The sequence below is a fragment of the Puerhibacterium puerhi genome (assembly GCF_009846865.1).
Classification (GTDB): domain Bacteria; phylum Actinomycetota; class Actinomycetes; order Actinomycetales; family Cellulomonadaceae; genus Puerhibacterium; species Puerhibacterium puerhi.
In genome coordinates this window covers 1-13,385 of record NZ_WUWN01000061.1, presented here as the reverse complement: position 1 = coordinate 13,385, position 13,385 = coordinate 1, and the positions used below count along the sequence as shown (strand labels likewise).

The window sequence follows — 13,385 nt, the reverse complement described above, 5'->3', positions numbered from 1 at the left end:
CACCCCCGACCCCGCCCCGCCCGCACCGGCGTCGCCGGCCCGCGGCCTCGACCTCGTCCTCTGACCCGGAAGGCTCCCCATGACCATCGACGGCAGCATCCCGGTCTCCGCCATCGGCGCCGGGCGAACGGCTGCGACGGCTGCGACCGGCGCGACGGCGTCCGGCGGCACCACCGCCAAGGACGGCAGCACGCTCGACTCCGAGGCGTTCCTCCAGCTCCTCGTGGCGCAGCTGCGCTACCAGGACCCGACGAGCCCCATGGACACCACGCAGCTCATGGCGCAGACCACGCAGATGACCAGCGTGGAGCAGCTCGTCGCGCTCGCCGACACCCAGCGCGAGGCGTTCGCGATGCAGCAGCGGGCCACCGCTGCCTCGCTCGTCGGCAAGCAGATCACCGCCGTGGACGCCGAGGGCACGAAGGTCACCGGCGTCGTCAGCGCCGTGTCGTACGAGTCCGGCACGCCGCTGCTGCAGGTGGGCGACGTGCTCGTCCCGCTGGACCTCGTCACCGTCGTCGCCCCGGTCGGCAGCACGCCGCCGGCCACCGGCACCCCCGGCACCGGCACCCCCGGCACCGGCACCCCCGCCACCGGCACCCCCGTCACCGACACCCCCGACGCCGGGACCCCGGACGCCGACACCTCCACCGACACGCCTGCCGACGCCGCCGGCGCCGTCTGACCGACCCGACCTCCCCGAGCCCGTCCCTCCCGAAAGGACACGCCCATGCTCCGCTCGCTCTTCTCCGGCATCAGTGGCCTCAAGAGCCACCAGACCATGCTCGACGTGACCGGCAACAACATCGCCAACGTCAACACGACCGGCTTCAAGTCGTCCTCGGTGCAGTTCCAGGACACCCTCAGCCAGATGGTCCAGTTCCCGGCCGGCGCGCAGGACGGCCAGGGCGGCACCAACCCCGCGCAGGTGGGCCTCGGCGTCCGCGTGGCCGGCATCAGCACGAACCTCACGCAGGGGTCGAGCCAGCTCACCGGCAAGGCGACGGACATGATGATCCAGGGCGACGGCTACTTCGTCGTGCGCCGCGGCGCCGAGACGTTCTACACGCGCTCGGGCGCCTTCGACTTCGACAGCCTCGGCCAGATGGTGCTGCCCGGCGACGGGGCGATCGTGCAGGGCTGGGCCGCCGGCCCGGGTGGCGTGATCGACACCAACGCGCCGCTGCAGGACCTGCGCGTCCAGGTCGGCACGGTCATGAACGCCTCGGCCACCACGGCCGCCGCGGTCACCGGCAACCTCGACGGCAGCGCCGCGGTCGGCAAGGTCGTCGAGCGCACCGTGGAGGTCTACGACGCCGCGGGCAACGCCAGCGAGCTGGCGCTGACGTTCGAGCGCACGGCCACCGGCTGGACCGTCACGGCGAACGACGACCCGGCGACGGCCGTGGACCTGACCATCCAGGGCGACGGCTCGCTCACCCGGGCGGACGGGACCCCCACGGGCTCGATCACCGTCGGCGGCGTCACCGTCGGCCTCGGCGCGCTCACCAGCCAGGCCGGCGCCGACACCATGCAGCTGAACACCACGGACGGCAACGCCACGGGCGTGCTGCAGTCCTTCGCCATCGACGCCTCGGGCGTCATCACCGGGTCGTTCTCCAACGGCCTGCGCCAGGCGCTCGGCCAGGTCGCCATGGGCTCGTTCGTCAACCCGGGCGGCCTCGAGAAGGCCGGCGGCTCGCTGCTGCGCGCCGGCGTGAACTCGGGCGCGGCGCAGATCGGCGCCGCCGGGGTCGGCGGTCGCGGCACGCTCGCCGGCGGCGCGCTGGAGATGTCCAACGTGGACCTCTCCAACGAGTTCACCAACCTCATCGTCGCCCAGCGCGGCTTCCAGGCCAGCTCGCGCGTGATCACCACCTCCGACGAGGTGCTCAACGAGCTCGTCAACCTCAAGCGCTGACGCCTCGGCCGCCGGCCGACGCCAAGCACCTGACGAGCACCACCCAGCAGGAGGACCCCAGCACGCATGGACGGGATCAGCCAGATCGCCGGCCGCATCGCCGAGATCGAGTCGGTCATCGGCCAGGTGAGCGCGCGCCCGAGCGTCGCGACGGCGGCGAGCGCCCTGTCGGGCACGGCGACGACGTCGGCCGCCTCGGCGGCGGGCACGAGCGGCACGTTCGCGGCGGCGCTCGCCGCCCAGCTCGGCACGGGCGCGACGGCGGGCGCGACGGCGGGCACGGCAGCGGGCGCCGGCACGGGCACCGGCGCGGCCGGCGCCGGCGCGCTCGGTGGCCTGACGGGCTCGGGGGCCGGCCCCTCCGGCCTCGGGTCCGGCCTCGGGTCCGGCCTCGGGTCCGCCGTCGGGTCGGTCTCCGGCCTGCTCACGAGCCCGCCTGCCGCCGCCTCCACCACCCCGGTCGCCACGCCGGCCGCGTCCTCGGACGCGGCCGGCGGGCGCGGGGCCGACGTCATCGCCGCGGCGCGCTCGATGCTCGGCACGCCGTACGTCTTCGGCGGCGAGACGTCGGCCGGCATCGACTGCTCGGGGCTGGTCGGCTACGCCTACCGGCAGGCGGGCATCGACCTGCCGCGCACCTCCGCCCAGATCCGCGAGGCGGGCACGGTCGTGCCCCGCGACGAGGCCCAGCCGGGCGACATCATCTGGTCGCCCGGGCACGTGGCGATCTACCTCGGCGGCGACCAGCAGATCGAGGCCGCCCGCACGGGGGACTGGCAGGTCGCCGAGCGCAGGATGTGGCAGGACGACCCGGTCTTCCTCCGGTTCACCTGACGTTCCCCGCCGATTCCTCAGCGAGCGGCCTGATCGGCCGATTCGTACGACGAGGGCCCACGGAAGGGCCCCTGCCGGTCCGGGCAGGAAGCCCGGGACGCCGGCTCCAAGGACCAAGGACAGGGCCTGCCGTGATCGTCGTGACGCGCCTCAACGGGGCAGCCTTCGGGCTCAACCCCGATCTCATCCAGCGCGTCGAGTGCGCCCCGGACACGGTCGTCACGCTGGTGGACGGCACCAAGTACGTCATCGCCCAGACGCTCGACGACCTCGTCGACCGCATCACCGAGCACAAGGCTCGGGTGCTGGCGCGCGCCCAGGAGATCGTCGCTCCCGAGCCGACCCACGACGGCGGCCCCCAGCTGGTCCTGCACGACGGCGGCGGCGACGAGCCGCCCCCGTCGCCGCCCGTCCCGCTACGTCCCAGGAGCCGTTGATGGATCCCGCAGGCCTCATCGGCATCGTCGTCGCGCTCGGCGCGATCTTCGGCGCCCTCCTGCTCGAGGGTGCCAACCCGATGTCCATCCTGCTGCCCGCCCCGCTGCTGCTGGTGTGGGTCGGCACGATCGGTGTCGGCATCGCCGGGCACACGCTCGCCGACACCATCGGCGCGTTCAAGGCGGTCCCGCGCGCCCTGCGCAGCAAGGCGCCGGACCCGTCGGCCACCATCGACACGCTGGTGCGGCTGGCGGACCGGGCGCGGCGCGAGGGCCTGCTGGCCCTCGAGGAGGACGCCCGCGAGGTCGAGGACCCGTTCCTGCGCGCCGGGCTGCAGTCGGCCATCGACGGCACCGACCCGGAGGACCTGCGCCGCCTGCTCGAGGACAAGATCGCCTCGAAGCGCACCGGGGACCGGGTGCACGCCAAGTACTTCCAGGACCTCGGCGGCTACGCCCCGACCATCGGCATCATCGGCACGGTCATCTCCCTGGTGCACGTGCTCGAGAACCTCTCCGACCCGGCGTCGCTGGGCCACTCGATCGCCGCCGCGTTCGTCGCGACCCTCTGGGGCATCCTGTCGGCCAACGTGGTGTGGCTGCCGATCGGCACCCGCATCCGCCGCATCTCCGACCTCGAGTGCACCCAGATGGAGGTCACGCTCGAGGGCCTGCTCGCCGTGCAGTCCGGCGCCAACCCGCGCCTCGTCGGCGAGCAGCTGCGCAGCCTGCTGCCCGGTGACGCCGCCGCCAAGGCCGAGGCCCAGGCGGAGGCCGCGTGAGCGCCGGGGGCGGCCGCGGCCGCGGCCGGCGCCGCGGGCACGAGGAGGAGCACGTCAACCACGAGCGCTGGCTCGTCAGCTACTCCGACATGATCACCGTGCTCATGGGCCTGTTCATCGTGCTGTACGCGATGAGCCAGGTGGACCAGGCCAAGTTCGAGGCGCTGCGCGAGTCGCTGTCGGAGGGCTTCGGCATCACCACCGGCAGCACCGGCGTGCTCGACGGCAGCTCCGGCGCGCTCGACGGCGACCCGGCGGCGGCGATCGTGCCGGCCCAGCAGGCCGGCGACCCGGTGACCGCCGACGACGGCCTGGGGGAGCAGGGCGCCGACCCCGCCGACCTCGGCGGCGCCGACCCGTCGCTGGTCGCCGAGGCGCAGCGGGAGGCGAGCCACCTGACCGAGGTGCGCGACGAGGTCGCCGCCGCCCTGCGGGCCCGCGGCCTGCAGGACGCGGTGAGCATGCGCATCGACGAGCGCGGCCTGACGATCGGCCTGGTCGCCGACGACGTCTTCTTCGCGGCCTCCAGCGCCCGGCTCACCGACACCGCCCGGCAGGTGCTCGACGCCGCCGGGCCGACGCTCGCGGACCTGAGCGAGCAGATCTCGGTCGAGGGGCACGCCAACGTGGTGCCCGTCTCCGGCCGCTACCCCACGAACTGGGAGCTGTCGTCGGACCGTGCCACCCAGGTGCTGCGGCACCTGGTGGAGAACGACGGCATCGCCGGCGCGCGGATCATGGCCGTCGGCTTCGGGGACGAGCGTCCGCTCGTGCCCGGCGACGACGCCGAGGCCCTGGCCGCGAACCGCCGGGTGGACCTCGTCGTCCTCAGCAGCGCGCCCGAGCAGGTGCGCGAGCTGTTGCCGCACGTCATCGGGAGTGAGGAGTGAGCGTGCCCGTGGAGCAGCGAGTCATCGGGGCGCCGCAGAAGATCGGCGCGCGCTCCGCGGGGCCCGCGCCGGCCGCCGCCGAGCCGGAGCCGGAGCCGCAGAAGCGCCGCCGCCGCTGGCCGGTGCTGGTGCTGGTCCTGGTGGCGCTCGTCGCCGCCGGGGCCGCGGCGGCCTGGTTCTTCCTGCGGACGCCGGACGCCGAGGCGGCGCCGCCCGCGCCCGAGCCGGGCGCGGTGCTGCAGGTGGACCCCGTCAGCCTCAACCTCGCCGACGGCCACTACCTGCGCCTGGGCCTCGGCCTGCAGCTGACCGCCGACGTCGAGGAGCCGCCGGACCCGGCGCGCGCCCTGGACCTGGCCATCGCGCTGTTCTCCGGCCGGCCCGTGCAGGAGGTGTCCGACCCCGCCACGCGCGACCAGCTCAAGTCCGAGCTCGCCGAGCAGCTCCAGGAGGCCTACGAGGGCGAGGTGCTGGACGTCTACCTCACGCAGTACGTGACCCAGTGACCGGCTGAGCACGCACCGACCAGCCGCCCGGACGGGCGGACGACGCCGCCCGCGCGAGCCGGGCGGCCTCGAGTACCGGCGGCGTCGCCGGCGAAGTGCCCGCGGCCCCGCCGCGGGAGGAGTCCCCGCCCCCGGGCCGAGCGCGCCCGAGAGCGGGTGAAAACGGACGGATCCGTCCCCGGAACGCTCAGTGCTGCCCGCACGCTGCCGATGGGCGAGGCGTGACAGTCCCCCGGCAGCAGACCGTGGTGCGCCCGGTGAGCCGCGGCGCACGCCTCGCGCCGACGTCCGAGCCCGTGCCGTACGACTTCCGGCGGCCCCTGACGATGTCGCGCGACCACGCGCGGCACCTCGAGATGGCGTTCGAGCGGTTCGGCCGCCAGTGGGCCACCCAGCTCACCGCGCGCCTGCGGGCGGTGACCGAGGTGGTGCTCGAGGGCGTCGCGCTGCGCCCGTACGACGAGTACGTCGCCGCACTGCCCGCGCCCACCGCCGTCGTCGTGTGCGCCGTGGGCGACACCCGCTCCAGCGCGGTGCTGCAGCTGCCGCTGCCGATGACGCTCGTGTGGATCGACTACCTGTTCGGCGGCACCGGCCGCGGCGACGACCGCCAGGACCGGGAGCTCACCGAGATCGAGGTGACGCTGCTGCGCGGGCTGCTCGACCACGCGCTGGCCGACCTGCCGTACGCCTTCGCCTCGGTGATGCCGCTGGAGCTGGAGTTCCGCAGCATCCAGTACAACCCGCAGTTCGTGCAGGCCATCGGCGCCTCCGAGCCCGTCGTGGTGGCGACCTTCTCCCTGCGGGTGGGGGAGCGCGCCGACACCGCGACGTTCATGCTGCCCGCCGAGATGCTGCTGACCGCGCTGCGCGGCGCCGAGAACGGCGACGGGCGCACCGAGGCGGACCGTCGCGCCGCCGCGGCCGCGCGGGCCGACCTCGACGCGGCGGTGCACCACGTGCCGGTCGAGGTGGCCGTGCGCTTCGCGCCCGTGACCGTGCAGCCGCGCGACGTCGTCGCGCTGCAGGTCGGCGACGTCGTCCCCCTGTCCCACCCGTCGTCCCAGCCGCTGGACGTCGTCGTCGACGACGTCGTGCTCGCGCGCGCCGCCGTCGGCAGCCACGGGTCCCGCCTGGCCTGCAAGGTCGTCACCGTCGAGGAGAGAAACGCATGAACCCGACCACCACGCCCGGCGCGCCCGCCGGCCCGGCCACCACCGCGGCCGCCGCCGCTGCCGCCGCCGCGCTGGTGCCCGCGCCGGTGCCGCTGACGGCAGTGCCCGCGGGGGCGGACGACCGGCCGCCGGCGGACGCCGTCGCGCGGGTCGCCTCGTTCGTCGGCGCGTCCGGCGCCGACGTCGTGCTCGTGGCCGACGCCGTGATCGCCGACGCGCTCGCGGCGGGCGGCGCCGCCTCCGCCGGGCTCGACGCCGCCGACGCGCTGCGCCCGGCGCTCGAGGCCGCCTCGCAGGCGCTCGGCCCCGGCGTGCTCGGCGCCACCCGCGCCGAGCGGGCCGAGGAGGTCGTCGGCGCCGACACCGAGGTGTTCGCGCTGCAGCACGACGGCGCCACGCTCGCCTGGTTCGGCGTGCGCCGCCGCGAGCAGCCGGCCGGCCCGGTGCCCACCGACGCCCAGCGGCACGCCGGGATGCGCGTGCTCTACGACGTCGAGATGACGCTCACCGCCGAGATCGGCCGCGCGCGCCTGCCCGTGCGCCAGGTGCTCGACCTGGTGCCGGGCTCGGTCCTCGAGCTCGACCGCACCGCCGGCAGCCCCGCCGACGTGATGGTCAACGGCCGGCTCGTCGCGCGCGGCGAGATCGTGGTCATCGACGAGAGCTACGGCGTGCGCATCACCGAGATCGTCCCGGCGGACGCGGGCTGATGGGCGAGGGGGCCGTGCTGGTCCTGCGCACGCTGGTCGCGCTGGCCTGCGTCGTCGGGATCATCTGGTACGGGGCGCGCCGACTGGGGGCGGTCCGCGAGCGCGCCCAGGCGGGCGAGGCGCCGGTGCGCCTCGTGGGCCGGCACGCGCTGGGCCGGCACGCCGGCGTCGCCGTGCTCGCGGTGGGCGAGCGGCGGCTGCTGCTCGGCTACGGCGAGCAGCAGGTGACGCTGCTGACCGAGCTCGACGCCGTGCCCGAGGCCGCGCCCGACGGCGCCGCCACGGTCCCCACCACGGTGCCCACCACGGTGCCCGCCACGGTGCCCACCACGGTGCCCGCCGCTGTGCCCCCGCCCCGTGCGCTGCCCGCGCGCGCCCCGCGCGCCCTGGTCCCCGCGGCGCCCGACGCGCCGCCGGCGGCCGCCGGCGCGGTCCCGCCGGTCCCCGGCGCCCCGGTGCGGACGTCGGTCCTGGCTGCGGCGGCCCCGCGCGACTTCGCCGAGGTCATCACGCAGGAGCTGTCGGTCGTCCGGGCGCAGGCCCGCGCCGGTGCCCACGCCGAGGCCCACCCGGCCGACGCCGCCGTGCACGCCACGGTGCCCGCCACGGTGCCCGCCACGGCGCCGTCGCGCGGGCGCCACGGCGTGCGCCACGCCGCGGCGCTCGGCCGTCGCGGACCGGTGGCCACCGCCGTGGCCGGCTCGGTGCTGGACCCGCAGACCTGGCGCCAGGTGACGCACGCCCTCCAGGGGCGTGCCCGGCGATGAACCCCGACGGCCTGGGCGACGTCGCCGTCACGATCAACGGCGTCAACGGGGCGCCGAGCAGCTCGGTGGTGGTGCTGCTCGCCATCACGCTGCTGTCGGTCGCCCCCTCGCTCATCCTGCTGACCACGAGCTTCACCAAGATCTTCGTGGTGCTGGCCCTGACCCGGAACGCGCTGGGCCTCACCGGCGTGCCGCCGAACCAGGTGCTGGCCGGCCTGGCGCTGTTCCTGAGCCTGTTCGTCATGGCGCCCACCGTCTCGGCGGTCAACGACGCCGGCGTGCAGCCCTACCTCGACGGCTCGCTGACGTTCGCCCAGGCGGTCGAGGCCGGGTGGGGACCCCTGCGCGAGTTCATGCTGGCCCACACCCGCGAGGAGGACCTCGCGCTGCTCACCCGCGCGGCCGACCTGCCGAACCCCGCCGGCGCCGCCGACGTCGGGTTCGCCACGCTGGCCCCGGCGTTCGTGCTGTCGGAGCTGCGCTCGGCGTTCGTCATCGGCTTCGTCATCTTCGTGCCGTTCCTCGTCATCGACCTCGTCGTCTCGGCGGCGCTGATGGCGATGGGCATGATGATGCTGCCGCCCGTCATGGTGTCGCTGCCGTTCAAGCTGCTGCTGTTCGTGCTGGTGGACGGCTGGGGCATGATCGTCACCGCGCTCGTCGGCTCCTACACCGGCGGAGGCTGACCGTGAGCACCAACGACGTCCTCGACATCGGCCTCGACGCCCTCGTGCTGTCCGCCAAGCTCGCCGCGCCCGTGCTGGTCACCGCGCTGGTGGTGGGCTTCGTGATCTCGCTGATCCAGTCGGTCACGCAGATCCAGGAGATCACCCTGAGCTTCGTGCCCAAGGCCATCGCCGCCGCCGTGGCGCTGCTGGTGTGCGGGCACTGGATGCTCACCGAGACGGTGACCTTCACCCAGGAGCTGTTCGGCCGCATCCCCCAGCTGGTCGGGGGCTGACGGTGGGCCCGCTCTCGCTGACGTTCGCCGGCGGCGCCCTCGAGGCGACGCTGCTGGCGAGCGTCCGGTTCGCGGCCTTCCTCGTCCTGGCCCCGCCGTTCTCGCACCGCGGCGTGCCCGCGCCGGTCAAGGTCGCCCTCGCGCTCGGCCTCGCCCTGGCCGTCGCGCCGAACCTCGACGCCGAGCCGGCCTCGAACGTCGCGGTGTTCCTCGGCGCGCTGGCGCTGCAGGCGCTCGTCGGCGCCGCACTCGGCGTGCTCGTCGCCGTGGTGTTCGCCGCGGTGCAGGCGGCCGGCTCGCTCATCGACCTGTTCGGCGGCTTCCAGCTCGCCACCGCGTTCGACCCGATGAGCCTGACCTCGAACGCGCCGTTCGGGCGGCTGTACCAGACGGCCGCGGTGACGCTGCTGTTCGTCACCGACGCCTACCAGGTGGTGCTCGCCGGGCTGGTGCGCTCCTTCCAGGCCGTGCCGCTCGGCGTCGTGCCGTCCACCGCCTCGATCGCCGAGACCGTGACCGGCGCGGTCGTGCAGATGTTCGTGGCCGCCCTGCAGGTGGCCGGCCCGCTGGCGGTCGTGCTGTTCCTCGCCGACGTCGGCCTGGGCCTGCTGACCCGCGTCGCGCCCGCCCTCAACGCGTTCGCGCTCGGCTTCCCGCTGAAGATCCTGCTCACCCTGGTGCTGGCCGGGCTGGCGTTCGTGGCGCTGCCCGGGGTGATCGACGCGCTGGCCGACGACGCCGGGCGCGCCGTGAGCGGGGTGCGGCCGTGAGCGGGGCGCCGCAGTGAGCGGCGAGGGCGGCGGCGGGCAGGAGCGCAGCCTCAAGGCCACCCCGCAGCGCATGAAGCAGGTGCGGCGCGAGGGCAAGCTCGGCCGGTCGCAGGACCTCGCCGCGTGGACGGGCCTGGGCGCCGGCGCGCTCATGCTCCCCACCGTGCTCGACCACGGCCAGGACGCCGCCGTCGCGCAGCTCGCCGCGGTGCGCGACGTCGCCGCCACGCCCGACCCGGCGCGCGCGGTGCAGGCGCTCGTCGACGGCCTGTCCTCGCTGCTGCTGACCCTCGGCCCGCTCCTGGCGGTGCTCGTGCTGACGACCGTCGCGGTGGCCGCCGCCCAGGGCGGCGTCCACGCCCGCCGGCTCAAGCCGCACTTCGAGCAGCTGAACCTGGTCCAGGGCGTCAAGCGCCTGTTCGGCGGCCAGGCCTGGTGGCAGGGCACGCTCACCCTGCTCAAGAGCGCCGTCGTGGCGCTGGTGCTCGTGCTCGCCGTGCAGGCGGTGGTCCCGGTGCTCGCCGCGTCCGGCAGCCTCACGCTCGCCGCGCTGCTGGACACGGCCTCGCAGGGCGTCGCCGACCTGTTGCGCTGGGGCGTGGGCGCCGGCGTGCTGCTGGCCCTCGCGGACCTCGCCGTCGTGCTGCGCCGCAACCGCAAGCACACGCGGATGACGCCCCAGGAGGCCAAGGAGGAGCACAAGCGCACCGAGGGCGACCCCCTGGTGCGCGGCGCGATCCGCGCGCGCCAGCTCGCCATGAGCCGCAACCGCATGATGGCGGAGGTCGCGAACGCCGACGTCGTGGTGGTCAACCCGACGCACGTGGCCGTGGCGCTGCGCTACGAGCCGGGGACGGGCGCGCCGCGCGTCGTCGCCAAGGGCGCCGGCGCGATGGCCGCCCGGATCCGCCGCGAGGCGACCGACCACCGCGTCCCGCTCGTGGAGGACGTCGCGCTCGCCCGCGCCCTGCACGCCGCCTGCGAGCCCGGCCAGGAGATCCCCGAGCACCTGTTCACCGCCGTCGCCCGGGTGCTCGCGTTCGTCATGACGCTGCGCCGCCGCGGCGCCGCCGCCGGCAGCCACCGCCTGCCCGGTGGCAGCACCCTGCCCGGGGGCCCGCCGCCCGGCCGGCCCCGCCGCGCCCGGGCCGCCCGGGCCGCGCGCGGCGCCCGCTCCACGGCCACGACGTCGGCCACGACGTCGGCCACCGCCTCGCCCACCGCCTCGACCCGGCAGGGACCGAGCCGTCCCCGCCATGCCGCCGGTCCCCGGAGGAACCCATGAGATCCCGTCCGATCACCCAGCTCGCGGTGCCCGCCGGCGTCGTCGGCATCGTGCTGCTGCTCGTCGTGCCGCTGCCCGCCGCGCTGCTCGACGTCCTCATCGCGATCAACATCGCGGGCTCGCTCGTGGTGCTGCTCACCGCGATGACGGTGCGCAAGCCGCTCGACTTCTCGGTGTTCCCGTCGCTGGTGCTCGTGCTGACGCTGTTCCGGCTCGGGCTCAACGTGGCCTCCACCCGCCTGGTGCTGCGCGACGGCTACGCGGGCGAGGTCATCAGCGCGTTCGGCCACTTCGTGGTCGGCGGCTCGCTGGTCATCGGCCTGGTGATCTTCCTGATCCTCGTGGTCATCCAGTTCGTGGTCATCACCAACGGTGCCGGCCGCGTGGCCGAGGTGGGCGCCCGCTTCACGCTCGACGCCATGCCCGGCAAGCAGATGGCCATCGACGCCGACCTCAACGCCGGCCTCATCGACGACGACGAGGCCCGCCGGCGCCGCGCCGAGGTCGCCGCCGAGGCCGACTTCTACGGGGCCATGGACGGCGGCACCAAGTTCGTCAAGGGCGACGCGATCGCCGGCATCATCATCACCGTCGTCAACCTGATCGGCGGCATCGTCATCGGCATGCTCCAGATGGGCATGCCGCTGGCCGAGGCCGTGGAGCACTTCAGCCTCCTGACCGTGGGCGACGGCCTGGTCACCCAGATCCCCGCGCTGCTGCTCGCGGTCTCCACCGGCATCGTGGTCACCCGCGCCACCGCCGACGGCGACCTCAGCAACGCGGCCACCAAGCAGCTCACCCAGTCGCGCACCGCGCTGCTGGTCGGCGGGGCGGCGGCGATCGCGATGGCGCTGCTGCCCGCCATCCCCAAGATCCCGTTCCTGATCGTCGGGTGCGTGCTGCTGCTGCTCGCCCAGCGCGCGCCCAGGCCCGGCGACGAGGACGCCGCCACGACGCCCGCGGCGAACGCCGCCGTCGCGCCCTCACCCGACGCCCCCGAGCAGCTCATCGAGCAGATGCGCGTGCACGCCCTGGAGATCCAGCTCGCCCCGGACCTCGTGACCCTGGTGGGCACCGAGCCCGAGCACGACCTGCTCGGCCGCGTGCGCGGCCTGCGCCGCAAGATCGCCATGGAGCTCGGCATCGTCGTGCCGCCGGTGCGCACCCGCGACAGCGTCGACCTGCCGCGCGCCACCTACGCCGTCCTGGTGGCCGGCGTGGAGGTGGGCCGCGGCACCGCCCCGGCCGGCCGGGTGCTGGCCCTCGGCGACGACCTCGCCGCGCTGCCCGGCACCCCCGTCACCGAGCCGGTCTTCGGGCTGCCGGGCAAGTGGGTGCCGGCCGAGCTGCGACACACCGCCGAGCTGTCCGGCGCCACCGTCGTCGACCGCGTGTCCGTGCTGGTCACGCACCTGGGCGCCCTGATCGCCGAGAACGCCCCGCGCCTGCTGACCCGCGAGGACGTGCGCGTGCTCACCGACGGGCTCAAGGCGGTCAACCCGTCGGCCGTCGAGGAGCTCGTGCCCGCGCTGCTGTCGCTGGGCGAGGTGCAGCGGGTGCTGCAGGGGCTGCTCGCCGAGCAGGTGTCCGTGCGCGACCTCGGGCGCATCTACGAGGGCCTGGCCCTGCGCGCCCGGACCTCGACCGAGCCGGAGGGGCTGATCGAGGCGGCCCGCGCCGCCCTCGGCCCGGCGCTCGCGGCCCCGCACGTGCAGGACGGCGTGCTGCGCGTCATCACGCTCGACCCGATGCTCGAGCAGTCGCTCGTGGAGGGGCTGCGCACCGGCGAGGGCGGCAGCCAGGTGGTCGTCGAGCCGTCGCGGCTGGACGGGATGCTGCACCGCCTGCGCGCCCTGGTGGCCGAGTCCGAGACGCAGGGCCGCACCGTGGTGCTCGCCTGCGCCCCGGCCGTGCGCCCGGCGCTTCGCCGCCTGGTCGCCATGGGGCTGCCGCGCCTGCCCGTGCTGTCGTACTCGGAGATCACGGCCGCCGGCGCGACCGTCGACGCGGTGGGGGTGGTGAGCGATGCCCCGGCGGTTGCTGCTCGAGGGTGACGACCTGGCCCGGCTGCTCGAGCACGTCCGCGCCGAGCTGCCCGGCGCCGCCGTGGTGCGCGCCGAGCGCGTGCGCAGCGGCGGCGTGGCGGGGCTGTTCGCCAAGGAGCGCTACGAGCTGGTCGTCGACGTGCCCGACGGCGTGGCCGACGGCGCAGGCCTGACCGGGCGGCTGTCCGGCGGCCCCGCCGAGGGGCCGGCAGGCGCCGCGGTGCCGCCGGCGCGGCCCGCGGTGCCCGCCCGCGCGGCGGGTGGGCTGGAGGCGCTGCTTGCCGCCGCCGACGCGGCCGACG

General features: G+C 75.5%; 16 protein-coding genes. All 16 read left to right on the top strand.

The genetic code is table 11. The features are described 5' to 3' along the window. The first annotated feature begins 79 nt into the window (after positions 1 to 79). Positions 80 to 685, top strand: a complete 606-nt coding sequence (locus GSF02_RS17405) for a flagellar hook assembly protein FlgD (RefSeq protein ID WP_201308981.1) — start codon at positions 80 to 82, stop codon at positions 683 to 685. Positions 686 to 730: 45 nt separating this feature from the next. Then, positions 731 to 1,921, top strand: a complete 1,191-nt coding sequence (locus tag GSF02_RS17400; RefSeq protein WP_159798636.1) for a flagellar hook protein FlgE — start codon at positions 731 to 733, stop codon at positions 1,919 to 1,921. Positions 1,922 to 1,987: 66 nt separating this feature from the next. Next, positions 1,988 to 2,755, top strand: a complete 768-nt coding sequence (locus GSF02_RS18655; RefSeq protein WP_201308980.1) for a C40 family peptidase — start codon at positions 1,988 to 1,990, stop codon at positions 2,753 to 2,755. A gap of 131 nt (positions 2,756 to 2,886) precedes the next feature. Then, entirely contained in the window at positions 2,887 to 3,192 is a 306-nt protein-coding gene (locus GSF02_RS17390; protein ID WP_159798635.1) for a flagellar FlbD family protein, read from the top strand. Continuing rightward, a complete protein-coding gene (locus tag GSF02_RS17385) occupies positions 3,192 to 3,974 on the top strand; it encodes a motility protein A (RefSeq protein ID WP_159798634.1) in 783 nt (260 codons plus the stop codon). The genes GSF02_RS17390 and GSF02_RS17385 overlap by 1 nt, the downstream gene beginning before the upstream one ends. Beyond that, positions 3,971 to 4,864, top strand: a complete 894-nt coding sequence (locus GSF02_RS17380) for a flagellar motor protein MotB (RefSeq protein WP_159798633.1) — start codon at positions 3,971 to 3,973, stop codon at positions 4,862 to 4,864. Before GSF02_RS17385 ends, GSF02_RS17380 begins: the two co-directional genes overlap by 4 nt. A gap of 2 nt (positions 4,865 to 4,866) precedes the next feature. Next, positions 4,867 to 5,370 (top strand): flagellar basal body-associated FliL family protein, encoded by a 504-nt coding sequence (locus tag GSF02_RS17375; protein ID WP_159798632.1) that lies wholly within the window; start codon positions 4,867 to 4,869, stop codon positions 5,368 to 5,370. 221 nt (positions 5,371 to 5,591) lie between these two features. Then, on the top strand, positions 5,592 to 6,545 hold the full coding sequence (locus GSF02_RS17370; protein WP_235915663.1) for a flagellar motor switch protein FliM: 954 nt from the start codon (positions 5,592 to 5,594) through the stop codon (positions 6,543 to 6,545). Beyond that, positions 6,542 to 7,255: a flagellar motor switch protein FliN gene (gene fliN, locus GSF02_RS17365; RefSeq protein WP_159798631.1), complete on the top strand. Its 714-nt coding sequence runs from the start codon at positions 6,542 to 6,544 to the stop codon at positions 7,253 to 7,255. Before GSF02_RS17370 ends, fliN begins: the two co-directional genes overlap by 4 nt. After that, a complete protein-coding gene (locus GSF02_RS17360) occupies positions 7,255 to 8,022 on the top strand; it encodes a flagellar biosynthetic protein FliO (protein ID WP_159798630.1) in 768 nt (255 codons plus the stop codon). The genes fliN and GSF02_RS17360 overlap by 1 nt, the downstream gene beginning before the upstream one ends. Then, positions 8,019 to 8,708 carry a flagellar type III secretion system pore protein FliP gene (gene fliP / locus GSF02_RS17355; protein WP_159798629.1) on the top strand — a complete coding sequence of 230 codons (690 nt, stop codon included), beginning with the start codon at positions 8,019 to 8,021 and terminating at the stop codon, positions 8,706 to 8,708. The genes GSF02_RS17360 and fliP overlap by 4 nt, the downstream gene beginning before the upstream one ends. A gap of 2 nt (positions 8,709 to 8,710) precedes the next feature. After that, the gene (fliQ, locus tag GSF02_RS17350) at positions 8,711 to 8,983 is read left to right on the top strand and encodes a flagellar biosynthesis protein FliQ (protein WP_159798628.1); all 273 of its coding nucleotides are present in this window, start codon (positions 8,711 to 8,713) and stop codon (positions 8,981 to 8,983) included. 2 nt (positions 8,984 to 8,985) lie between these two features. Next, positions 8,986 to 9,753, top strand: coding sequence for a flagellar biosynthetic protein FliR (locus GSF02_RS17345; RefSeq protein WP_159798627.1), 768 nt, complete (start codon positions 8,986 to 8,988; stop codon positions 9,751 to 9,753). Positions 9,754 to 9,766: 13 nt separating this feature from the next. Then, entirely contained in the window at positions 9,767 to 11,038 is a 1,272-nt protein-coding gene (locus GSF02_RS17340) for an EscU/YscU/HrcU family type III secretion system export apparatus switch protein (protein WP_159798626.1), read from the top strand. Then, a complete protein-coding gene (locus GSF02_RS17335) occupies positions 11,035 to 13,092 on the top strand; it encodes a flagellar biosynthesis protein FlhA (protein WP_159798625.1) in 2,058 nt (685 codons plus the stop codon). Before GSF02_RS17340 ends, GSF02_RS17335 begins: the two co-directional genes overlap by 4 nt. Then, a partial coding sequence (locus GSF02_RS17330; RefSeq protein ID WP_201308979.1) for a hypothetical protein occupies positions 13,064 to 13,385 on the top strand: 322 nt, incomplete at its 3' end. The genes GSF02_RS17335 and GSF02_RS17330, both read left to right, overlap by 29 nt.

What these genes read in the sequence shown, in the direction of transcription:
- GSF02_RS17405 (WP_201308981.1), top strand. Translation starts at nt 80, where the DNA reads ATGACCATCGACGGCAGCATCCCGGTCTCCGCCATCGGCGCCGGGCGA.
- GSF02_RS18655 (WP_201308980.1), top strand. Translation starts at nt 1,988, where the DNA reads ATGGACGGGATCAGCCAGATCGCCGGCCGCATCGCCGAGATCGAGTCG.
- GSF02_RS17360 (WP_159798630.1), top strand. Translation starts at nt 7,255, where the DNA reads ATGGGCGAGGGGGCCGTGCTGGTCCTGCGCACGCTGGTCGCGCTGGCC.
- GSF02_RS17400 (WP_159798636.1), top strand. Translation starts at nt 731, where the DNA reads ATGCTCCGCTCGCTCTTCTCCGGCATCAGTGGCCTCAAGAGCCACCAG.
- fliN (WP_159798631.1), top strand. Translation starts at nt 6,542, where the DNA reads ATGAACCCGACCACCACGCCCGGCGCGCCCGCCGGCCCGGCCACCACC.
- GSF02_RS17335 (WP_159798625.1), top strand. Translation starts at nt 11,035, where the DNA reads ATGAGATCCCGTCCGATCACCCAGCTCGCGGTGCCCGCCGGCGTCGTC.
- fliP (WP_159798629.1), top strand. Translation starts at nt 8,019, where the DNA reads ATGAACCCCGACGGCCTGGGCGACGTCGCCGTCACGATCAACGGCGTC.
- GSF02_RS17385 (WP_159798634.1), top strand. Translation starts at nt 3,192, where the DNA reads ATGGATCCCGCAGGCCTCATCGGCATCGTCGTCGCGCTCGGCGCGATC.